This is a genomic window from Pseudomonas sp. PP3, assembly GCF_905336995.1.
GTDB classification, from domain to species: domain Bacteria; phylum Pseudomonadota; class Gammaproteobacteria; order Pseudomonadales; family Pseudomonadaceae; genus Aquipseudomonas; species Aquipseudomonas reinekei.
On the sequence record NZ_HG995459.1, the window covers coordinates 369,618 to 391,987 of the forward strand.

20 protein-coding genes are annotated in these 22,370 nt (G+C 61.3%); 8 read left to right on the forward strand and 12 right to left on the reverse strand.

All coding sequences use genetic code 11. The features are described 5' to 3' along the window. Nucleotide 1: 1 nt before the first annotated feature. The 4 genes from KHO07_RS01685 to KHO07_RS01700 form a co-directional block, all read right to left on the reverse strand. Nucleotides 2–1,141 (reverse strand): homoserine O-acetyltransferase, encoded by a 1,140-nt coding sequence (locus KHO07_RS01685; RefSeq protein ID WP_212626323.1) that lies wholly within the window; start codon nucleotides 1,139–1,141, stop codon nucleotides 2–4. A gap of 183 nt (nucleotides 1,142–1,324) precedes the next feature. After that, nucleotides 1,325–1,912 (reverse strand): YggT family protein, encoded by a 588-nt coding sequence (locus KHO07_RS01690; protein WP_212626324.1) that lies wholly within the window; start codon nucleotides 1,910–1,912, stop codon nucleotides 1,325–1,327. Nucleotides 1,913–1,936: 24 nt separating this feature from the next. Further along, on the reverse strand, nucleotides 1,937–2,755 hold the full coding sequence (gene proC / locus KHO07_RS01695; RefSeq protein WP_150734157.1) for a pyrroline-5-carboxylate reductase: 819 nt from the start codon (nucleotides 2,753–2,755) through the stop codon (nucleotides 1,937–1,939). 35 nt (nucleotides 2,756–2,790) lie between these two features. Continuing rightward, nucleotides 2,791–3,477 (reverse strand): YggS family pyridoxal phosphate-dependent enzyme, encoded by a 687-nt coding sequence (locus KHO07_RS01700; RefSeq protein WP_212626325.1) that lies wholly within the window; start codon nucleotides 3,475–3,477, stop codon nucleotides 2,791–2,793. Between the two features lie 56 nt (nucleotides 3,478–3,533). Between KHO07_RS01700 and KHO07_RS01705 the strand changes: the two genes are divergently transcribed. After that, entirely contained in the window at nucleotides 3,534–4,568 is a 1,035-nt protein-coding gene (locus tag KHO07_RS01705) for a type IV pilus twitching motility protein PilT (RefSeq protein ID WP_150734159.1), read from the forward strand. A gap of 141 nt (nucleotides 4,569–4,709) precedes the next feature. On the opposite strand, the gene KHO07_RS01710 is transcribed toward KHO07_RS01705, so the two are convergent. Continuing rightward, nucleotides 4,710–5,327 carry a C40 family peptidase gene (locus tag KHO07_RS01710; RefSeq protein ID WP_212626326.1) on the reverse strand — a complete coding sequence of 206 codons (618 nt, stop codon included), beginning with the start codon at nucleotides 5,325–5,327 and terminating at the stop codon, nucleotides 4,710–4,712. 250 nt (nucleotides 5,328–5,577) lie between these two features. Here KHO07_RS01710 and KHO07_RS01715 point away from each other — a divergent pair, with 250 nt between their 5' ends. Then, nucleotides 5,578–6,009, forward strand: a complete 432-nt coding sequence (locus KHO07_RS01715; RefSeq protein ID WP_150734161.1) for a TM2 domain-containing protein — start codon at nucleotides 5,578–5,580, stop codon at nucleotides 6,007–6,009. 98 nt (nucleotides 6,010–6,107) lie between these two features. Here the strand turns inward: KHO07_RS01715 and KHO07_RS01720 are convergent, their stop codons facing one another. From KHO07_RS01720 to gshB, 7 genes are all read right to left on the reverse strand, one after another. Continuing rightward, the gene (locus tag KHO07_RS01720) at nucleotides 6,108–7,379 is read right to left on the reverse strand and encodes a dihydroorotase (protein WP_150734162.1); all 1,272 of its coding nucleotides are present in this window, start codon (nucleotides 7,377–7,379) and stop codon (nucleotides 6,108–6,110) included. Next, nucleotides 7,376–8,380 carry an aspartate carbamoyltransferase catalytic subunit gene (locus KHO07_RS01725; protein WP_020797380.1) on the reverse strand — a complete coding sequence of 335 codons (1,005 nt, stop codon included), beginning with the start codon at nucleotides 8,378–8,380 and terminating at the stop codon, nucleotides 7,376–7,378. Before KHO07_RS01725 ends, KHO07_RS01720 begins: the two co-directional genes overlap by 4 nt. A gap of 27 nt (nucleotides 8,381–8,407) precedes the next feature. Beyond that, a complete protein-coding gene (pyrR, locus tag KHO07_RS01730; RefSeq protein ID WP_150734163.1) occupies nucleotides 8,408–8,911 on the reverse strand; it encodes a bifunctional pyr operon transcriptional regulator/uracil phosphoribosyltransferase PyrR in 504 nt (167 codons plus the stop codon). A 94-nt stretch (nucleotides 8,912–9,005) separates the two neighbouring features. Beyond that, complete coding sequence (gene ruvX, locus KHO07_RS01735; protein ID WP_150734164.1) at nucleotides 9,006–9,443, reverse strand: Holliday junction resolvase RuvX; 438 nt, start codon at nucleotides 9,441–9,443, stop codon at nucleotides 9,006–9,008. Continuing rightward, the gene (locus tag KHO07_RS01740; protein WP_150734165.1) at nucleotides 9,443–10,015 is read right to left on the reverse strand and encodes a YqgE/AlgH family protein; all 573 of its coding nucleotides are present in this window, start codon (nucleotides 10,013–10,015) and stop codon (nucleotides 9,443–9,445) included. The genes ruvX and KHO07_RS01740 overlap by 1 nt, the downstream gene beginning before the upstream one ends. A gap of 95 nt (nucleotides 10,016–10,110) precedes the next feature. Beyond that, on the reverse strand, nucleotides 10,111–11,010 hold the full coding sequence (locus KHO07_RS01745; protein WP_212626327.1) for an energy transducer TonB: 900 nt from the start codon (nucleotides 11,008–11,010) through the stop codon (nucleotides 10,111–10,113). Nucleotides 11,011–11,074: 64 nt separating this feature from the next. Beyond that, complete coding sequence (gene gshB / locus KHO07_RS01750; RefSeq protein ID WP_150734167.1) at nucleotides 11,075–12,028, reverse strand: glutathione synthase; 954 nt, start codon at nucleotides 12,026–12,028, stop codon at nucleotides 11,075–11,077. Between the two features lie 235 nt (nucleotides 12,029–12,263). Here gshB and pilG point away from each other — a divergent pair, with 235 nt between their 5' ends. From pilG to KHO07_RS01780, 6 genes are all read left to right on the forward strand, one after another. Further along, entirely contained in the window at nucleotides 12,264–12,668 is a 405-nt protein-coding gene (gene pilG / locus KHO07_RS01755; protein ID WP_056854372.1) for a twitching motility response regulator PilG, read from the forward strand. Nucleotides 12,669–12,725: 57 nt separating this feature from the next. Further along, entirely contained in the window at nucleotides 12,726–13,091 is a 366-nt protein-coding gene (pilH, locus tag KHO07_RS01760) for a twitching motility response regulator PilH (protein ID WP_075946300.1), read from the forward strand. 10 nt (nucleotides 13,092–13,101) lie between these two features. Then, on the forward strand, nucleotides 13,102–13,641 hold the full coding sequence (locus tag KHO07_RS01765) for a chemotaxis protein CheW (RefSeq protein ID WP_150734168.1): 540 nt from the start codon (nucleotides 13,102–13,104) through the stop codon (nucleotides 13,639–13,641). 114 nt (nucleotides 13,642–13,755) lie between these two features. Then, nucleotides 13,756–15,789: a methyl-accepting chemotaxis protein gene (locus KHO07_RS01770; RefSeq protein ID WP_224791264.1), complete on the forward strand. Its 2,034-nt coding sequence runs from the start codon at nucleotides 13,756–13,758 to the stop codon at nucleotides 15,787–15,789. Nucleotides 15,790–15,838: 49 nt separating this feature from the next. Beyond that, nucleotides 15,839–21,871: an Hpt domain-containing protein gene (locus tag KHO07_RS01775; protein ID WP_212626328.1), complete on the forward strand. Its 6,033-nt coding sequence runs from the start codon at nucleotides 15,839–15,841 to the stop codon at nucleotides 21,869–21,871. After that, a complete protein-coding gene (locus KHO07_RS01780; RefSeq protein ID WP_150734171.1) occupies nucleotides 21,864–22,331 on the forward strand; it encodes a chemotaxis protein CheW in 468 nt (155 codons plus the stop codon). The genes KHO07_RS01775 and KHO07_RS01780 overlap by 8 nt, the downstream gene beginning before the upstream one ends. Nucleotides 22,332–22,370 lie beyond the last annotated feature (39 nt).

A 22,370-nucleotide genomic window follows, 5' to 3' on the forward strand; every position in this document is an offset into this window, starting at 1 on the left:
CTCACAACGTAATGCGGTTCATGTAGTTGCCGAACGCCTGCAAGTAACGCGGGATCGGAATCAGGAAGGCGTCGTGGCCTTGCGGCGCGTCGATTTCCAGATAGCAGACGTCCTTGCGCGCGGCCATCAGTGCGTCCACCAGTTCCCGCGAGCGGGCAGGCGAGAAGCGCCAGTCGGTGGTGAACGACATCACGCAGAATTTCGCTGTGGCGTTTTCGAAGGTTTTTGCCAGGTTATCGTCGAAGTTGGCTGCCGGATCGAAGTAGTCCAGGGCCTTGGTCATCAACAGATAAGTGTTGGCATCAAAGCGTCCGGAGAATTCTTCGCCTTGATAACGCAGGTAGCTCTCGACCTGGAACTCGACGCTGTGGAAGTCGTAGTTGAGCTTTTCGCTTTTCAGACCGCGACCGAATTTCTCGCCCATGGAGTCATCGGACAGGTACGTAATGTGCCCGACCATCCGCGCCAGCATCAGCCCGCGCTTGGGGATCACGCCATGTTCCTGGAACGAACCGCCGTGAAATTCCGGGTCGGTGAGGATGGCCTGGCGCGCCACTTCGTTGAAGGCGATGTTCTGCGCCGACAGTTTGGGAGCCGAGGCGATGGCCAGGCAGTGACGCACACGATCCGGATAGGTGATGGTCCACTGCAAGGCCTGCATGCCACCGAGGCTGCCACCGATGACCGCGGCCCATTGGCCGATGCCCAGCAGATCCGCCAGGCGTGCCTGACTGTGCACCCAGTCTTCAACGGTCAGCACCGGGAAGTCGGCACCGAACGGCTTGCCGGTGTCCGGGTTGATGCTGCTCGGGCCGGTAGAGCCATTGCAACCGCCGAGGTTGTTCAGGCTGACCACGAAGAACTTGCTGGTATCGATGGGCTTGCCGGGGCCGATGCAACTGTCCCACCAGCCGGGTTTGCGGTCGTCGGTGCTGTGATAGCCCGCCGCGTGGTGGTGGCCGGACAAGGCGTGGCAGATCAGCACGGCGTTGCTCGCCGTGGCGTTCAGCGTGCCGTAGGTTTCGTAAATCAGGTCATAGGCTGGAAGCGAACGACCGCAGGCCAACGCCAGGGGTTCGCTGAAGTGCGCCACTTGCGGCGTCACCAGACCAACAGAATCGGGGGGAAAGGCAGCTGGCATCGACCCTGCTCTCATTGAAATGAGGCGTAAGTCTAAAGACCAGTGGGGTTAGCAGCAAGCAAAGGCCGGGCCTTATTGTTTCCCTGTCAGACCGAGGCGCTACCATCGCCAGCATGCCGGCTCCTACAGGGGAACGCGTACCCTTGTAGGAGCCGGCTTGCTGCAATGAACGATAACGCGGTCTTAGATCAGCCCGAACAATTCTTTCGGCATCAGCGCGTAGTAAGCCAGGCGCGGGATCAGCCAGCTTTGCAGCAATTGCAGCACAATGAACGCGAAAATCGGCGAGATATCGAGGCCGCCCAGGTTCGGGATGATCCGGCGGAACGGCGCGAGGACCGGCTCGGTGATCTGCTGGACCAGTTCCGCGCCCGGGTTGTGGCTGCCCGGTGCGACCCAGGACAGGATCACACTGATGATCATCGCCCAGAACAGGATCTTCAAAAACAGCGCGAAGATGCCGATCAGTGCCCAAGGCACCAGGAGCAACACGTCAACCGAGTAGCCGCTGAGCAGCAGGATCACCGCGAACAGCACCATTTGCACCAGCAGCGCCAGCACCAGCGACGACATGTCCAGGCCGAACATGCTCGGGATTACCCGGCGCAGTGGCTTGAGCAGCGGCTGAGTGGCCTTCACGGCGAACTGGCAGAGCGGGTTGTAAAAGTTGGCGCGCACCAGTTGCAGGATGAAGCGCAACAGCACGATCAGCAGATACAGGCTGCCCAGGGTTTGAATCACAAAAATGGCAGCGTCATTGAGTCCGAGCATTATTGATTCCTTATTAAGAGCTGATTAGCGGCCAAGTTGCTCAGCCATCTCGGCGGAGCGGTGCGCGGCGGCGCCCAGTGCTTGTTCTACCAGAGCTTCGAAACCGTTGGCCTGGAAAGATTTGATGGCGGCTTCCGTGGTGCCCGCAGGCGAGGTCACGCGGCGACGCAGTTCAGCGGCGTCGACGTCACTGGACACCGCCATGTGCGCGGCGCCCAAAGCGGTTTGCAGGGTCAACTGCGCGGCGATGTCCGCTGGCAGGCCGAGTTTCACGCCAGCGGCGGTCATCGCCTCGATCAGCAGGAAGAAGTAGGCCGGGCCGGAACCGGAAACGGCAGTAACCGCATCCAGTTGCTGCTCTTCGTTCAGCCACAGGGCGATGCCGACCGCAGACAACAGTTCCTGGGCTTGCTGGCGTTGTTCGGCCGTCACTTCGGCGGTGGCGAACAAGCCGCTCACACCCTGGCGCAACAGGGCTGGCGTGTTGGGCATGCAACGTACGATGGGCTGGGCACCGAGCCAGTTGTTCATGCTGGCGCAGGTGATGCCGGCGGCAATCGAAACCACCAGTTGCCCTGGCTTCAGGTTCGGGCGAATGGCTTCGCACACGGCTTTCATCGCTTGTGGCTTGACCGCCAGCACGACGACGTCTGCACCTTCGACGGCCTGGGCATTGTCGGCGAACACTTCGATGCCATGCTCGGCGCTCACGCGGGCGCGGGTTTCTTCGCCCGGATCGCTGGCGCGGATCTGCGCCGCGTCCAGACCTTTGGCCCGCAGGCCACCGATCAGGCTGGCGGCCATGTTGCCGGCACCGATAAAGGCAATACGCGTCTTGCTCATGTCAGGTCCTTATAAAGAAGAGAGTCAGCCATGGGTTATGGCCTGTCGTAATCGCGGGCGCCAAACAGCGCGGTACCGATCCGCACCCAGGTGGCGCCTTGGGCGATGGCCGACTCAAGGTCGTGGCTCATGCCCATGGAAAGTGTGTCGAGTGGCAGGTTCAGGCTGGCTTGCAGGCGCTGCACGGCAGCAAAAGCGGCATCCTGGGCGGCGCGATCTTCAGTCGGCTCGGGGATCGCCATCAGGCCGCGCAATGTCAGGCGCGGCAGGGCGCTGATGGCGTTGGCCAGGGCTGGCAGATCGGCCGGGGTGCAGCCGGATTTACTGGCTTCACCGCTGACGTTGACCTGAATGCAGATGTTCAGCGGCGGCAAATCGGCAGGGCGTTGTTCGGACAAGCGTTGTGCGATTTTCAGACGATCCACGGAATGCACCCAATCGAAATGCTCGGCAATAGCGCGAGTCTTGTTCGATTGAATGGGGCCGATGAAGTGCCAGATCAAGGGTAGGTCGGCCAGTTCGAGCTGTTTGCCCAAGGCCTCTTGCAGATAGTTCTCGCCAAAGTCGCACAGTCCGGCGGCATAAGCTTCGCGTAGGGCCTGTGCGGGTTTGGTCTTGCTCACGGCCAGCAGCTGGACGCTGTTTTCGGCGCGGTTGGCGGCAAGTGTTGCCGCGTGTATGCGCGAACTAACCAGTTGAATGTTGTCTGCTATGGTGGACATCAAGAGGCGCCAGCGGTCTGAAGGTTCGCGGCATTCTACTGGAATTGAGAGACGCTATGGATATCACTGAACTGCTCGCGTTCAGCGCCAAACAGGGCGCATCCGACCTGCACCTGTCAGCCGGCCTGCCGCCGATGATCAGGGTTGATGGCGATGTACGGCGGATCAATCTGCCGGCACTGGACCACAAGCAAGTGCAGGCGTTGATCTACGACATCATGAACGACACCCAGCGCGTCGACTTCGAAAAACACCTGGAAACCGACTTTTCCTTTGATGTGCCCGGCGTGGCGCGTTTTCGGGTCAACGCGTTCAACCAGAGTCGCGGCGCGGGCGCGGTGTTCCGCACGATCCCGTCCAGAGTCCTGACCATGGATGAACTGGGCATGGGCGAGGTGTTTCGCAAGATGACCGACGCGCCTCGTGGCCTGGTGCTGGTCACCGGCCCGACCGGTTCTGGCAAGTCCACCACGCTGGCGGCGATGATCGATTACCTGAACAACCATCGCCATCACCACATCCTCACCATCGAAGACCCGATCGAGTTCGTCCACGAATCGCGCAAATGCCTGATCAATCAGCGGGAAGTGCACCGCGACACCCGCAGTTTCGCCACGGCCCTGCGCTCGGCGCTGCGAGAAGACCCGGACGTGATTCTGGTGGGAGAGATGCGAGATCTGGAAACCATTCGCCTTGCACTGACCGCAGCCGAAACCGGCCACTTGGTGTTCGGCACGCTGCACACCACCTCGGCGGCGAAAACCATCGACCGGATCGTCGACGTATTTCCCGGGGACGAGAAGTCCATGGTGCGCTCGATGTTGTCCGAGTCGTTGCTGGCGGTGGTGTCGCAGACACTGGTGAAAAAGATCGGCGGCGGGCGCATTGCCGCTCACGAGATCATGCTGGGAACATCGGCGATTCGTAATCTGATCCGCGAAGACAAGGTGGCGCAGATGTACTCGTCGATCCAGTCGGGTGGGTCGTTGGGGATGCAGACGCTGGATATGGGCTTGAAGGATTTGGTGACCAAGGGCTTGGTCAGTCGGGAGCATGCGCGGGAGAAGGCGCGGTCACCGGATGGGTTTTGAGGATTGGAATGCTGCCTGTGGCGAGGGAGCTTGCTCCCGCTGGGTTGCGAAGCAGCCCCAAAAAAAGGGAGCGCTGCGCACTCCAGCGGGAGCAAGCTCCCTCGCCACAAGCGCCCGCCTCAGAGGACGGGCGGTTTCAGATCAGCGCTGAACGACCCGCAACGCGTTCTGTTCTTTCGGCAGAACCCGCTTGGCCACTACGTAGTGCTTTTCCCAATACGGTTTCTTCAAGGTGTCGATGGTCACCGACTTGCCACGACGTGGTGCGTGGATGAAGCGGTCGTTGCCCAGGTAGATGGCAACGTGGTTGACTCGACGACTCTTGATGTTGAAGAAAATCAGGTCGCCAGGCTTCAGGTCATCGCGATCGACTTTCTCGCCGTGACCGCTGGCCATGGCATTGGACGTACGTGGCAGGTCAAAGGTAGCGTCGTTGAACGCGTACTTCACCAGGCCGCTGCAGTCGAAGCCTTTGCTCGGGCTGCTGCCGCCCCAGCGGTACGGCGTACCGAGGACGTTGACGGCGCGGCTCAGCACATTGCTGCTTTCCTTGGTGGCCATTGGCGGCACCAGGCTGCTTTTGCTGACCAGCTCAGGAGCGGTTCTGACTGCTTTTTTGCTTTTGCTCGAAGGAGCGGAAGCATGGGATTTTGGGGTGTAACCATTAACGTTTGGAAGACGTTGCTCACGATTGGTGGCGTGGGCGGCCAGTGGCATCAAAAGGCAAATGGTTAGCCATGTCTTGAAAAATGAACGCATTAGGCAAGGCTCGAATAGGTGAACGCGCAACTTTATAACAGCTTTTTCCGCCCTTCCGAGGCCGTTGGTCGATTGAACCTGGAGGTCAACGGAACCAAATAAGCGGCAAACGGACGCAATTGTCGGACAGAAGTCAGGTGGTATAAGGCTTTGACGGAAGTGAAGGTAACATTTGCCGTATGTCGGGTGCATGTAAAAAAGTCACAAAGAATTCAAGAATATTTATCTATCGTGTGAATCGAGGTCATCCATGAACACCTATCAACCCCCCGTTCCGTATCAGGACACCCACAGCAAAGTGATCGGATATTTGCTGTGGATTTTCGGTTTCACCGGCGCTCACCGGTTTTATTACGGCAAGCCGGTGACCGGGACGATCTGGTTTTTCACCTTCGGACTGCTGGGGATTGGCTGGTTGATCGACCTGTTCCTGATCCCTGCCATGGACCGTGAAGCGGACCTGCGTTTTACCGCCGGACCAATCGAATACAACGTGGCGTGGATTCTGCTGACGTTCCTGGGTGTGTTCGGCGTGCACCGGATGTATCAGGGCAAGTGGATCAGCGGTTTGCTGTACCTGCTGACGGGCGGGTTGTTCTTCCTGGGAGTGTTGTATGACTTCTGGACGCTGAATGATCAGGTCTCGGTGCGTAACGCGCAAAACAGAGGCGCCTTCCAGTAAGTTGTGGCGAGGGAGCTTGCTCCCGCTGGACTGCGTAGCAGGCCCATCTTGAGGCCGCTGCGCGCCCTGGCGGGAGCAAGCTCCTTCGCCACAGGGTCTTAAGCCTGGTGGCTGATCCGCCCATCCACCAGGGTGTAGCGCACCAAACCCGGCAAACTGTGCCCAATGAACGGGCAGTTCTCGCCCTTGGATAGCCAGGTTTCACCGGCCACGGTCGAGGCTGCCGGGTCGAACAGCACGATGTCCGCCGCGCCACCGACTGCCAGCTTGCCTGCCGGCAGGCGCAAGGCCTCGGCAGGACCGGCGCCGAGGCGGGCCAGCAGAGTTGGCAAGTCCAGCAAACCGTCTTCCACCAGCGTCATTGCCAATGGCAAAAGCAGCTCAACACTGCTGATGCCCGGCTCGGTCGCGCCGAACGGCGCCAGTTTGGCATCGCGTTCGTGGGGTTGGTGATGGCTGGAAATCGCCGAAACCACGCCCGACTTCACTGCCGCACGCAGACCATCGCGGTCGGCGCGGGTGCGCAGGGGTGGCTGGACGTGATAGAGGCTGCTGAAGTCGATCAGCGCTTCGTCGGTCAGGATCAGTTGATACAGCGCCACATCCGCCGTGACTTTCAGGCCACGTGCCTGCGCCTGGGCGATCAGGGCCACGCCGCGAGCGCTGGTCAGCTGGCTGAAATGCGCGCGTACGCCGCTTTGCTCGACCAGCAACAGGTCGCGGGCCAGGGCCACGGTTTCGGCGGTTTCCGGAATGCCCGGCAGACCGAGGAAACTGGCGGTCGGGCCTTCATGGGCCAGGCCGCCTTCGGCCAGATCATGATCCTGGGAGTTGAAAATCACTGTCAGGTCGAAGGTCGCCGCATATTCCAGCGCCCGGCACAGGGTGCGGGTGTTGCGGAAGCTCTCCAGGCCATTGCCGAAGGCCACGCAACCGGCATCGCGCAACGCGACCAGTTCGGCCAGTTGTTCGCCGTCCAGGCCTTTGCTCAGGGCGCCAATCGGGAAGACTTTGGCGTTGCCGGCCTCGCGGGCGCGGTCGAGGATCAGTTCGGCCACGGCCGAGGTGTCCAGCACCGGTTTGGTTTTCGGTGGGCAGCACAGGCTAGTGACACCGCCGGCCGCTGCGGCACGGGTTTCGCTGATGATCGAGCCTTTGCGGCTGTAGCCCGGCTCGCGCAGGGCGACGTTGAGGTCGACCAGGCCCGGGGCGGCCACCAGGCCTGTGGCATCGATGGTGTCGACGGCGACAAAACCGGCCGGTGCGGCGCCAAGGGCGACGATCTTGCAGGCTTCAATGTGAATATCGGTGACTTGATCCAGGCCGCTGGCCGGGTCGATGACGCGTGCGCCGAGAATGCTGAGCTTCACTGAACGTTCTCCTGCTCGAATTGGCGCTGGGCTGTCTGCCCGCTCATGGCCATGGACAGCACGGCCATACGGATTGCGATGCCGTAGGTCACTTGGTTGAGAATCACCGAGTGCGGACCGTCGGCCACCGCTGACTCGATCTCCACCCCCCGGTTGATCGGCCCCGGGTGCATGACGATGGCATCGGGTTTGGCGCCGGCCAGGCGTGCGGTGGTCAGGCCGAACAGGCGGTAGAACTCGCCTTCGCTTGGCAGCAGGCCGCCGGTCATGCGTTCACGCTGCAGGCGCAACATGATCACCACGTCGACGTCTTTCAGGCCTTCGGTCATGTCGGTGTAGACCTTCACGCCGTATTGCTCGATGCCGATCGGCAGCAGGGTTTTCGGCGCGATCACGCGGATGTCCGGGCAGCCAAGGGTTTTCAGGGCCAGCATGTTCGAGCGTGCGACCCGCGAGTGCAGGATGTCGCCGACAATGGCCACCGAAAGGTTTTCGAAGCCGCCCTTGTGCCGGCGGATGGTCAGCATGTCGAGCATGCCCTGGGTCGGGTGCGCGTGACGGCCGTCGCCGCCGTTGATGATCGCCACTTGCGGGCAGACATGTTCGGCGATGAAGTGCGCGGCACCGGAATCACCGTGACGCACAACGAACATGTCGGCGGCCATGGCTTCGAGGTTGCGCAGGGTGTCGAGCAGGGTTTCCCCCTTGCTCGCCGACGATGTCGACACGTTCAGGGTGATCACGTCTGCCGACAAGCGCTGGGCCGCCAGTTCGAAGGTGGTGCGGGTGCGGGTCGAGTTCTCGAAGAACACGTTGCACACGGTCTTGCCGCGCAGCAACGGGACTTTCTTAACGGCCCGGGCGCCGACTTCGAGGAAGGAGTCGGCAGTGTCGAGGATTTCCGTCAGCAACTCGCGGCGCAGACCGTCGAGCGAGAGGAAGTGGCGCAGCTGGCCCTGATCATTGAGCTGCAGCGGGCGCTTGGTGTCTAGAGGCGTCATCGCGAGGGGGACTCTCAATAGGGCAAATTAAAGGGCAAGGTCTTGCAGTTCGAGCGCAAGCTCCGGGCCGGACAGTTTCACGCGTTCGTGGGCGGCCAGCGACAGGGTCGCGCCGAGCACGTTCGGGCGGATCGGCAGCTCGCCGGCATCCAGGTCCAGCAGGCACACCAGCGTCACGCTGGCCGGGCGTCCGTAGTCGAACAGTTCGTTCATGGCGGCGCGGATGGTGCGCCCGCTCATCAATACGTCATCGATCAGCACCAGGTGCTGGCCTTCGATTTCGAACGGCAGGGCCGATGGGCGCACTTGCGGGTGCAGGCCGTTCTGGCTGAAATCGTCGCGGTAGAAGGATACGTCGAGGGTGCCAAGAGGTTCCGCGCTGCCCAGCTCTTTGAGCAAGGCTTGGGCGACCCAGACGCCGCCGGTACGGATACCGATGTAACGCGGTTCGCTGATACCCCGGTGTTCCAGGTGTGCCTTGAGATCAGTTGCCATCTGGCTGATCAGTTCGGCGGGATTGGGCAGGCTCATGGTTGCTCCTTCTTGGGCCCGAGGCGGCTTGTGCTTGAGGTGGCTCGGGTTGTTACTAAAAGAGCCGCTTCGCGACTCTTCAGGATTGGGTATATCAGGATTCGAACAGCGCGCCATTTTCGTCGAGCCAGCCTTGCAATAGCAGGGCGGCGGCGATGGCATCGACCGGGTTGTCACGGTAACTGCCTTTTTGTCCGCCGCGATCACGTCGTTCACCTTTGGCTTCGAAGGTGGTCAGGCGCTCATCGTGGGTATAGAAGGGCAGGTTGAAGCGGCCGTTGAGGCGGCGGGCGAATTTTTCCGCCCGCAGGCACATGTCGCTGGGGGTGCCGTCCATGTTCAACGGCAGGCCGACCACCACGGCGTCGGGCTTCCACTCTTTAATCAGGGCTTCGACCTGATCCCAGTCGGGGATGCCATTCTGCGCTTTCAATGTGCACAGCTCGCGGGCCTGGCCGGTAATCACCTGGCCAACCGCGACGCCGATCTGTTTGGTGCCGTAGTCGAATCCGAGAATCAACCGCAGGGCCATCAGGCGTGCCCCGCCTGGCTGGTCAACAGGCTGAGGTTGACGCCCAGGTGCCTGGCGGCCGCTTCCAGGCGCAGTTCACTGCTGGTGTTGAACAGAATGTCGGCGTCGAACGGGCAGGTCAGCCAGGCGTTTTGCGCCAGTTCGGCTTCCAGCTGCCCGGCTTCCCAGCCGGCATAACCGAGGGCGATCAGGCTTTTCGCTGGGCCCACGCCATCGGCGATGGCGAACAGCACGTCCTGTGACGTCGACAGCGAGAGCTCGCCTTCCAGATCAACGGTCGCCTGAAAGGTTTTCCCCGACGGATGCAGGACAAAGCCGCGATCGGTCTGCACCGGCCCGCCGATGAAGATCGGCACATGCTGGCAGAGGACCGGCGGTTCGATATCGGGGCGTAATTGCTCGAGGATGTCGGCCAGGTTCAGGTCTTGCGGGCGGTTGACCACCAGCCCCATGGCACCGTTGGCCGTGTGCTCGACGATGTAGGTCAAGGTGTGCGCAAAGTTCGGGTCGGCCATGTGAGGCATGGCGATCAGGAATTGATGCTTGAGGTAGCTGGGGCTGACGTTTTTCATGAGCGCTAGTGTGGCGTTGGAGGGGCGAACTGACAAGCTGGGGATGTGTAGGAAATGCCGCAAATGTCGGGAATCGATTCACAACCCTGTGGTGGTCAATTACTGGAAAGCCTGTCCCCTCGGGCAAACTTCCACGTGCGGATGATTTCCAGCCGGTCGATATCCGACAAATCCCCGGTAAACGGTGCAAACGGCGCCGCCAGTCGCACAATGCGCTGGGCTGCCTGATCCAGCAGCGGCTGGCCGGAAGACTCCAGCACCAACACTTCATACAGCGAGCCATCGCGGTTGATCGACACCATCAGGCGCAAATTGCCGTAAATCTGTTTACGCCGGGCTTCGTCCGGATAGTTGAGGTTGCCGATGCGCTCGACCTTCTTGCGCCATTCGTCCTTGTACCAGGCACCCTTGTCTTTCATCGTCGAGGCAGCGCTCAGGCGGTGGATGCGCGGGCGTTTGGCGTACAGCTGTTGTTCCAGGGCCAGCTCCGCTTCCAGGCTGGCGATGTCGCTGGACAGCTGTTCAGTGTCGAATGTCGGCGCGGCCACCGCAGGTTTGGTGACAGGCTTGGGTTCTTCGGTTTTGGCAGGGGCTTTCTTCGGCTTCGGCGCGACGGTGGTCACGGCAGCCTTGGGCGCGGCTTCCTGCTGTTCAGGCTTGGCCGCTGGCGGTGGCGTGACTTTTTGCACCTTGTTGTCCTGGAAAGGCGCGACCTCGGTGGTCTTGGGGATCGCCTTTTTATCCAGTGTGCCGCTGCCCTGCTGATTTTCCTGGGCGAGGAAGTCAGCCTTTTCAGGCTTCTTTTCGCTTTTGAACGTGGCGAGGGTGATTTCCAGGGTTTTGCTGATCTGTTTGGGCTCGACCACCGCGAACCCGACGCCCAACAGCAGGGCCAAGTGAATCAAGGCCGCCAGAAACAGGGTAAAACCGAGGCGATCGGCCGGGCGCACGCCACGGTGGGCGAGTTCAGCAGGCAGATCGGACGGGAGGGTCATGACAAGGAAACCAACATCGCGTTTTCACAGGCCGCGCATGATAACGCAATGTTGGTTTGGCTTTTCAACGTGCCTTGAGCTTCTGATCGATGGCATCCATCAGCATGCCGCCAATGTCGGTGCCGAAGGCATTATCGATCTCGCGGATGCAGGTCGGGCTGGTGACGTTGATTTCCGTCAGGTGTTCGCCGATCACGTCGAGGCCGACGAACAGCAGGCCTTTTTCGCGCAGGGTCGGGCCGACTTGTGCGGCAATCCAGCGATCTTTGTCGGTCAATGGACGGGCTTCGCCACGGCCACCGGCAGCGAGGTTGCCACGGGTTTCGCCAGCCGCGGGAATGCGCGCCAGGCAGTAATCCACCGGTTCGCCGTCGATCATCAGGATGCGTTTGTCGCCATCGACGATGGCCGGCAGGTAGCCCTGGATCATGATTTGCTGCTGGCCATGCAGGGTCAGCGTTTCGAGGATCACCGAGAGGTTCGGGTGGCCGGCGGTGTGACGGAAGATCGAGGATCCGCCCATGCCGTCCAGCGGCTTGAGAATCACGTCGCCATGATGGTCGGCGAATTCGCGCAGTACGTCAGGGCGACGGCTGACGATGGTCGGTGGCGTGCACTGCGGGAACAGCGTTGCGAACAGTTTTTCGTTGCAGTCGCGCAGGCTTTGCGGCTTGTTGACCACCAGTACGCCAGCGCTCTCGGCCTGTTCCAGCAGATAGGTGGAGTAGACGAACTCCATGTCGAACGGTGGATCCTTGCGCATCAGGATCACATGCAGATCGCTCAGCAGCGAGTCTTGCTCGGCACCCAATTCGAACCATTTTTCCGGGTTGGCGAACACTTGCAGCGGACGCATCCGCGCCCGAGCCTGACCTTCGGCCTGGTACAGGTCGCGCTGTTCCATATAGAACAGTTCCCAGCCACGCTTCTGCGCGGCCAGCAGCATGGCCAGCGAGCTATCCTTTTTATAGGAGATGCTGGCGATAGGGTCCATGACAATCCCGACGCGAACGCTCATGGGGTTTTCCTCGAAATGGGGGTGGCTTGATAGCGATCAAAAAGTGGCGTCAGAGTGGCGCTGAGCGGGTTCCCGGTCAAGGAAAAACCACCGCGCCGGTCGGCCGATAGATTGGTGCTGGAGACTGTGCTAAAAAGACTGCCTAGTGATGCTGGCCCTTGCGTATCAAGGGTTTCGAGCCGCCGTTAACCGGCAAACGGACAAATTGATTCACAAAGGCGACGGTAGAGCATTTATGGAACAGCACCCCAGCGCCTTGAAGGTCATGGTGATCGATGATTCGAAGACGATTCGCCGCACCGCCGAAACGCTGTTGAAAAACGTGGGTTGTGAGGTCATCACGGCCATCGACGGTTTCGATGCCCTGGCCAAGATCGCCGACAATCATCCCGGCATCATCTTTGTCGACATCATGATGCCGCGTCTGGATGGCTATCAGACCTGCGCTTTAATCAAGAACAACAGTGCGTTCAAGTCCACGCCAGTGATAATGCTGTCGTCCAAGGACGGGCTGTTCGACAAGGCCAAGGGGCGCATCGTCGGCTCCGACCAGTTTTTGACCAAACCTTTCAGCAAGGAAGAACTGCTGAACGCGATCCAGGCCCACGTTCCGGGCTTCGCCGCCGTTTTGCCGCAGTAAGACACCTACAGTGACGCTCGGCCAACGGGCCTTGCGTCGACAAGAATGGGGAAGACCATGGCACGTATTCTGATCGTCGATGATTCGCCGACTGAAATGTACAAATTGACCGGCATGCTGGAAAAGCACGGCCATGAAGTATTGAAAGCTGAAAATGGCGCCGACGGCGTGGCCCTGGCCCGCCAGGAAAAACCCGACGCCGTGCTGATGGACATCGTCATGCCCGGCCTCAACGGATTCCAGGCCACCCGTCAGCTGACCAAAGACCCGGAAACCGGGCACATCCCGGTGATCATCATCACCACCAAGGATCAGGACACCGACAAGGTCTGGGGCACGCGCCAAGGCGCCAAGGATTACCTGACCAAACCGGTGGATGAAGAAACCCTGCTTAAAACCCTGAACAACGTGCTGGCCGGTTGATCGTCCGGCCATGACCGAGTCGCTGACGGCTTTTGAACTGCTGCTGCAGATCGACCAGCGCTGTCGCTTGCTGGCGGCTGACTTGCCGTCCCAGCCGACCCGGCAGAACAGTTGGAGCGGCATCGGTTTTCGCTTGGGTGAGTACTGGTACGTCGCGCCGATGGGTGAGGTCAGTGAAGTGTTGCATGAGCCGCGCTTCACCCAGGTGCCGGGGGTCAAGCCTTGGGTCAAGGGCGTCGCCAATCTGCGTGGACGCCTGCTGCCGATCATGGACCTGTGTGCCTTCCTTGGACACGAACTGTCGGTGGCGCGCCGCCAGCGGCGAGTGCTGGTGGTGGAGCATCAGGACGTGTTCGCCGGGCTGATGGTCGATGAGGTGTTCGGCCTTCAGCACTTCGCCCAGGGGAGTCTGGAGCCTGTTGCGGCCAATGCGGTTCAAGGCCCCATGGCGGCGTTTGTCGAAGGCTGCTTTGAGGGCGAACAGACCTGGTGGGTATTCAGCCCGTTTGCGCTGGCGCGGTCGCAGGGGTTCATGAATATCGCGGTGTAAACCTGGCTTTTTGTAGGCGCGAGCCTGCTCGCTCCTACAGGGGGCTTCGGCAAGGTTCAAAAGGTGTGGTTTAACAGGCGAAGACCGATGATAAAAGCAAAAACAGGCAAGCCAATGGAAGGGTCGCGCAGTCGGTCGCAGATCATCGTGCTGTTCATCGCGCTGATCATCTTCATCATGCTGTTGTTCGCCAACTTCGCGTACCTCAACACCCAGGCCACCTACGACAAACAGTACATCGGCCACGCCGGTGAGCTGCGCGTGCTGTCCCAGCGCATTGCCAAGAACGCCACCGAAGCCGCCGCCGGCAAGGCTGAGGCGTTCAAGTTGCTCAGCGATGCGCGCAACGATTTTGCCCAGCGCTGGAGCTATCTGAAGAAAGGCGACCCGTCCACCGGCCTGCCTCCCGCACCGGCCACCGTGCGCCCGGAAATGCGCGCCGTGCAGTTGGACTGGGAGCGCCTGCTGAAAAATACCGACGCCATTCTCTCAAGCGAACAGACCGTGCTGTCACTGCATCAGGTCGCCGCGACCCTGGCCGAAACCGTCCCGCAGTTGCAGGTCGAGTACGAGAAAGTGGTGGAAATCCTCCTGCAACGCGGCGCGCCTGCGGCGCAGGTGGCGATGGCCCAGCGTCAATCGTTGCTGGCCGAGCGAATTCTCGGCGCCGTCAACACGGTGCTGTCGGGTGATGAGAGTTCGCAGCAGGCGGCCGACGCTTTCGGTCGCGATGCGGCGCGTTTCGGCCAGGTGCTCAATGGCATGCTCCAGGGCAACCCGGCGCTGAAAGTCAGCCAGGTCGAGGACCGTGACGCGCGCGCGCGGCTGATCGAGATTTCCGAGCTGTTCGAGTTTGTCTCCGGTTCCGTCGATGAAATCCTCGAAACCTCGCCCGAACTGTTCAAGGTTCGAGAGTCCGCCACCCATATTTTCAGCCTGTCGCAAACCCTGCTCGATGAAGCTTCGCACCTGGCCAGTGGTTTCGAAAACCTCGCCGGCGGGCGCGACACCGATACCATCGGCGGTTATGTGCTGGGCCTGGCGGCACTGATGTCGATCATCCTCATCGGCCTGGTGATGGTGCGTGAAACCAATCGGCAGCTGCGGGAAACCGCCGAGAAAAACGAACGTAACCAGAACGCGATCATGCGTTTGCTCGATGAGATCGAGGACCTGGCCGACGGCGACCTGACCGTGACCGCTTCGGTGACTGAGGATTTCACCGGCACCATCGCCGACTCGATCAACTATTCCGTGGACCAGCTGCGTGATCTGGTCGCCACGATCAACCTCACTGCCGGACAAGTCGCCGCCGCCGTACAGGAAACCCAGGCCACCGCCATGCACCTGGCGCAGGCTTCCGAGCATCAGGCGCAGCAGATTTCCGAAGCGTCCACCGCGATCAACGACATGGCCCAGTCCATCGATCAGGTGTCCGCCAACGCCGCTGAGTCCTCGGCGGTGGCCGAGCGTTCGGTGGAAATCGCCAACAAGGGCAACGAGGTGGTGCACAACACCATCCACGGCATGGACAACATCCGTGAACAGATCCAGGACACCGCCAAGCGGATCAAGCGCCTGGGCGAGTCGTCCCAGGAAATCGGCGACATCGTCAGCCTGATCGATGACATTGCCGACCAGACCAACATCCTCGCGCTCAACGCGGCGATCCAGGCGTCCATGGCCGGTGATGCCGGGCGCGGTTTCGCGGTGGTCGCGGACGAGGTGCAACGCCTGGCCGAACGCTCATCGGCGGCCACACGCCAGATCGAAACCCTGGTGCGGGCGATTCAGACCGACACCAATGAAGCGGTGATTTCCATGGAGCAGACCACCACCGAAGTGGTGCGTGGTGCCCGTCTGGCGCAGGATGCCGGTGTGGCCCTGGAAGAAATCGAAGGTGTCTCGAAAACCCTGGCGGCACTGATCCAGAGTATTTCCAACGCGGCACAACAACAGACGTCGTCTGCCGGTCAGATTTCCCTGACGATGAACGTGATCCAGCAGATCACCACGCAGACTTCGTCCGGTTCCACCGCCACGGCCGAGAGCATCGGCAACCTGGCGAAAATGGCCAGCCAGTTGCGGCGCTCGGTGTCCGGGTTCACCTTGCCCGCCACCAGGGCGCAGGTGGCGGACAAAGCTTGAACCGGCCCAAGGGGCAGGCATCTTGAAAGAAGTGGGGACTGGAGTGGTTATGGGTGATCGGCACGACTATGTGGCCCTCGAGTGGGTCAAAGGCGAAATTGCCGAAACGCTGAAGCAGGCTCATCACGCGATCGAAACCCGGCTTGATGACCCGCAGGCGACACACGCCCTGAGCGAATGCCTGGCGTGCATCCATCAGGTGCACGGCAGTCTGCAGATGGTCGAATTCTACGGCGCGGCCCTGCTCGCCGAAGAAATGGAACAACTGGTCATGGCGTTGCAAGAAGGCCGCGTCAGTGACCTCGACGAAGCGCTGCACCTGATGCTTCAGGCACTGGGGCAACTGCCGATTTACCTGGACCGCGTGCAAGGCGCCCGCCGTGATTTGCCTTTGGTGGTGCTGCCGTTGATCAACGATTTGCGCAGTGCCCGGGGCGAGAGCCTGTTGTCGGAAACCAGTCTGTTCAGCCCGCAGTTGCCAGACCTGCCGCCCCTGTCTGAAGAAACCCTGGCGCTGCTGGAACCGGCTGAATTGCCAAGTGTGCTGCGCAAGTTGCGGCAGATGTTGCAGATGGCGCTGGTCGGCCTGTTGCGCGAGCAGGATGACGACACCCATCTCGGTTATCTGGCCAAAGTCTTCAGCCGTCTCGAAAGCTTGTGCGCTAACGCGCCGCTGAGCCCGCTGTGGCAGGTCACTTCGGCACTGGTCGAAGGCATGCGCGGTGGCGCCATCGCCAACAGTCCGGCGTTGCGCAGCCTGTTCAAGGATGCCGACAAAGAACTCAAGCGCCTGCTCGAACAGGGCATGCACGGCGTCAATCAGCCACCGCCAGCCGAGTTGCTCAAGAGTTTGCTGTTCTACATTGCCAAGGCCGAACACCCCACCGGGCAGATGCTGACCATGAAAGATCGCTACGGACTGGACGACGCGCTGCCCGACAGCGCGATGGTCGATGAAGAACGTGCACGGCTGGCCGGTCCCGACCGCGATGCGATGCGTTCGGTATTGGCCGCGTTGTGCGAAGAACTGGTGCGGGTCAAGGAGCGCCTCGACCTGTTCGTGCGCAGCGACCGGCAACACGCCTCCGATCTGGAAAGCCTGTTGGCACCCTTGCGACAAATCGCCGATACCCTGGCGGTGCTGGGGTTTGGTCAGCCGCGCAAAGTCATCATTGATCAACTGGCGGTGGTGCTGAGCCTCACCCAGGGCCAGCGCGAACCCGACGATGCGATCCTCATGGATGTCGCCGGAGCCTTGCTCTATGTGGAAGCCACGCTGGCCGGCATGGTTGGCACGGTGGAGCCCGAAAGCCAGGAAGACAGCCGCCTGCCGACCACCGATCTGACGCAGATCCACCAGATCGTGATCAAGGAAGCCCGCATCTGCCTGCAAGAGGCCAAGGACATGATCGTCGACTACATCGACGCCGACTGGGACCGTCAGCATTTACAGCCTCTGCCGGCGTTGCTGACCCAGGTGCGTGGCGCGTTGGCGATGATTCCGTTGAGCCGGGCGGCGAGCCTGATCGAAACCTGCAACCATTTCATCCGCGAACACCTGCTGCTTGATCCGGGGCAGCCGGGTTGGCAGGAGCTCGACAGCCTGGCCGACGTCATCACCAGCCTCGAATATTATCTGGAGCGCCTGAGCGATGATCCGCAAGCGCTTGGCGAACAGCTGCTCGACATCGCGGAAAAAAGCCTGGCATCGCTCGGCTTCTTCCCTAATGAAAAGCCCAGCGAACAGCAGGTGCCGGTGCTTGACGATGTGCTGAGCCCCAGCGAAGCGCAGGTCATGCAGCAACGTCAGGATCAGGATGCGCCGGCCATCGTCCAGACCCTCGCCGATGTGCTGGCCAGTCCGGTGTCGGCCCTTAACCCGCCCGCGCTGAGTACCCCCGGCAGCCTGTTGCCGCCGCCGTCTGGTGAAGAACCGGTGGACGACGAATTGCGGGAAGTCTTCCTCGAAGAAACCGATGAAGTCCTGGAAGTGCTTCGCGAATACCTGCCGCGCTGGTCGATCAACCCCGACAACCGTTCGGCCCTGAGTGAATTGCGCCGGGCATTTCATACCCTCAAGGGCAGTGGTCGCATGGTGCGTGCATTGGTCTTGGGCGAGCTGGCCTGGGCGGTGGAAAACCTGCTCAACCGTGTGCTCGAACAGAGTGTTGAGCCAGGTGCCACGGTGCAGCAACTGATCGGTGATGTGCTCAACCTGCTGCCGGAACTGGTGGCCGAATACGCCGCCAATGCGCAGCGTCAGCGCAACGATGTCGACCAATTGGCCGCGCGTGCCCATGCCCTGGCCAAGGGGCAGGAACCGGCCAGCGACGAAGACACCCAGGACGTCTCGGCCCTCGATCCGCTGTTACTGGAGATCTTTCGCAAAGAAGCCGAAAGCCATTTGAGCAGTCTCAATCGCTATCTCGATCAGGCAGCCGGGCACCTGCCGCTCCCGGCCAGTGACGAGTTGCAGCGAGCCTTGCATACCCTCAAGGGCAGTGCGTCGATGGCGGGGGTGTTGCCGATTGCCGAACTGGCCGCGCCGCTGGATCAACTGGCGCGCGAGTACAAGGCGCATCAGGTGGCGCTGGATCTGGATGAAGTCGACCTGTTGCTGGAAGCCGAAGGCTTGTTCCGACTGGGTTTGCGCCAACTGAGGACCGATCCGCTGGCGGAAATTCCACACGCCAAAGCATTGATCGAGCGGGCTCAGGCGATGCTGGCCGAGCGTCTGCAAAACCTCTCGAATGCGCCAAGCACCGGGCTGCGGGTCAAGCGTGATCCGCAGCTGATCAACAACTTCCTGGCCCAGGGCATGGACATCCTCCTGGACGCTGAAAGCCTGTTGCAGCGCTGGCAGCAGCATCCTGGCGAACGCCAGGAACTCAGTGCGCTGCTGGACGAGTTGACCACCCTCGGCGAAGGCGCGCACCTGGCCGACCTGCACCCGGTCGACGAACTCTGCGAGGCGTTGCTTGACCTTTATGGCGCCGTGGAAGAAAGCAGTCTGGCGGTCAGCGAAGCGTTCTTTCACGAGGCACAAAGTGCCCACGAAGCGTTGATCAACATGCTCGATGAACTGGCCGCCGGCCAGGAAGTCAGCCCGCAGCCGGAGCGGATTCGCGCCTTGCACGCGTTGCTTGACCAGAGCCTCGATCCCTCGGCCATGGGCCTGATTCGCAGTGACGGCAGCCGCACCCTGAGCATCCGCGATCTATCCGATGCCACTGCCGAACTGGCTCAGTCCACTTTGGCAGACCTGACGCCGACCACTGTGGGAGCTGGCTTGCCAGCGATAGACTCACAGGCGCCGCGTTCATCCAATGATAACGCGTCATCGTTAACGCCCATCGCTGGCAAGCCAGCTCCCACAGTGGCGCTGGACGACGAGATCGTCTCCATCTTCCTCGAAGAAGCGGTGGACATCCTCGACAGCGCGAACCAAGCCTTGCAGCGATGGTTGAACGACCCTCAAAACGCCGCACCGCTGTCGTCCCTGCAACGTGACCTGCATACCCTCAAGGGCGGCGCACGGATGGCCGAGGTCGAACCGGTCGGTGATCTGGCCCATGAGCTGGAAAGCCTTTACGAAGGGTTGGTGGATCGCCGCTACAGCCACAGCGATGTGCTGGTGCAATTGCTGCAAAACAGTCATGACCGTTTGGCACAACTGCTTGAGCAATTGCAGAACCATCAAGCACTGGGCGACCCGGGGCAGTTGATCGAGGCGATTCGCGCGTTCCGCCAAGGTCATGCCGCTCACGCCGAGGTGATCGAACCAACGGCCAGCAACGATTTGGCCCATCACGACAGCGAACTGCTGGACATCTTCCTCGAGGAAGGTTTCGACATCATCGAAAGCTCCAGCGCGGCACTGGTGCGCTGGCAGGCTGAGCCTTCGAGCCGTCAGGAAGTGGAAACCCTGTTGCGCGACCTGCACACCCTCAAGGGCGGTGCGCGCATGGTCGAAATCGCGCCGATCGGCGACCTGGCCCATGAGCTGGAGTTTCTCTACGAAGGCTTGTCGAGTGGCGAGCTGAAGCCCACCGGCGCGCTGTTTGAGTTGCTGCAGCGCAGCCACGACCGGCTGGCGCAAATGCTGGATGCCGCCCGTGCCGGTGAGCCGCTGCCGCCGGCCGACCGGCTGCTGGACGCGATCAAGAACTTCAGCCATCCGGCCGTGCCTGCCCCCTCCGCACCGGTCGCATTGCCGGCAGCAAAAACCGAAACGCCAGTGCTGCAACCGGACGCCGGCGCGGACATGGTCAAGGTCTCGGCGGAACTGCTCGACGACCTGGTCAACCTGGCCGGCGAAACTTCGATCTTTCGCGGCCGGATCGAACAGCAAGTCAGCGATGCCCAGGTGGCGCTGAACGAGATGGAAACCACCATCGAACGGATGCGTGATCAATTGCGCCGCCTCGACACCGAAACCCAGGGCCGGATCCTCAGCCGTCAGCAAGTCGACGCCGAACGCCTGGGTTACGAAGAATTCGACCCGCTGGAAATGGACCGTCACTCGCAATTGCAGCAACTGTCGCGGGCACTGTTCGAGTCCGCCTCTGACTTGCTGGATCTCAAGGAAACCCTCGACCGGCGCAATCATGATGCGCAAAACCTGCTGCAACAGCAGGGCCGCATCAACACCGAGTTGCAGGAAGGCCTGATGCGCACGCGCATGGTTCCGTTCGAACGGATGCTGCCGCGCTTGAAGCGCATCGTTCGTCAGGTGGCTGGCGAACTGGGCAAGGACGTCGAGTTCATCGTCGGCAACGCCGAAGGCGAGATGGATCGCAACGTGCTTGAACGCATGGCCGCACCGCTGGAACACATGCTGCGCAATGCCGTGGACCATGGCCTTGAATCCGCCGAAGTACGGGTCGCAGCGGGCAAACCGGCGCAAGGGCGAATCACCCTGGACTTGTTGCGCGAGGGCGGCGACATCATTTTCGATATTCGCGACGACGGTGCCGGCGTGCCGCTGGACGCCGTGCGGCGCAAGGCGATCAAGCGCGGCCTGCTCGATCAGGACAGCGAAATCAGCGACCGCGACGTCCTGCAATTCATCCTGCAGCCGGGGTTTTCCACGGCCGAGAAAATCACCCAGATTTCCGGGCGCGGTGTCGGCATGGACGTGGTGCACGAAGAAGTGCGGCAACTGGGCGGCACCATGAGTATCGATTCGGTGCCGGGACAGGGTGTGCATTTCCGCATTCGCCTGCCGTTCACGGTTTCGGTCAACCGGGCGTTGATGGTGCACTGTTTTGAAGATCAGTACGCGATCCCGCTGAACACCATCGACGGCATCGTCCGCGTGTTGCCCAATGAACTCGAGGGGCATTTCCGCCTCGATCCGCCCACCTACGAATACGCCGGGCAACGCTACGAACTGTGCTATCTGGGCGAGCTGCTGAAAACCAGTCCCCGCCCCAAACTCTTGGGCCAGAGCCTGCCGTTGCCGGTGTTGCTGGTTCAATGCAACGATCGGCACATCGCGGTGCAGGTCGACGCCATGGCCGGCACCCGCGAGATCGTGGTGAAGAGCCTTGGGCCGCAATTCGCCGCCGTGCAGGGGGTGTCCGGGGCGACGATTCTCGGGGATGGCCGGGTGGTGTTGATTCTGGATCTGTTGGCGCCGATCCGCGCCATGCAGGCCCGCGTGCCACAACGTCCGGGAACTCATGAAGTCGAGACCGAACCGCAGCGGCCATTGCTGGTGATGGTGGTCGACGACTCCGTCACGGTGCGCAAGGTCACCAGCCGTTTGCTCGAACGTCACGGCATGAACGTGCTGACCGCCAAGGACGGCGTCGACGCCATGCTGTTGCTGGAAGAGCACATGCCGGACCTGATGCTGCTGGACATCGAAATGCCGCGCATGGACGGCTTCGAAGTGGCGACCCAGGTGCGCAACGATGAGCGCTTGCAGCACTTGCCGATCATCATGATCACCTCGCGCACCGGTCAGAAACACCGCGACCGGGCGATGGCCATCGGCGTCAACGACTACCTCGGCAAGCCGTACCAGGAATCGGTATTGCTTGAAAGCATTGCCCTGTGGAGCAAAACCCATGCTTGAGCGGCTGATCAGCCAGCGCACCAGCCACCTTACCGGCCTGTTGCTGCCTCTGGCCGACCGTAACCTGATCTTGCCCAACGTCGCGGTCGCCGAGCTGATCGACTACCAGCCTGCGGCGTTCGATCTGGACACGCCGCCGTGGTATCTGGGCCGGGTGACGTGGCGCAACCGGCAGATTCCACTGCTCAGTTTCGAGTCGGCCTGCGGGCAGAAAATCGTCATTGGCGAGCGGGCGCGGATCGTCATTCTCAATGCGCTGGGCGGGCGTCCGGCGCTTAAATTCATCGCGATGCTGGTGCAGGGGATTCCACGCTCGTACAAGCTCGACAGTCAGTTGAGCTATGTGGATGTGCCGTTGTGCGGGTTGGAGAAAGCCGCGGTGCAGGTGGCGGATCAAGTCGCCAAGGTGCCGGACTTGTTGGCGCTGGAGGAGTTGCTTGTGAATGCCGGGTTGTCCTGACTGGCCCCTGTGGCGAGGGAGCTTGCTCCCGCTGGGGCG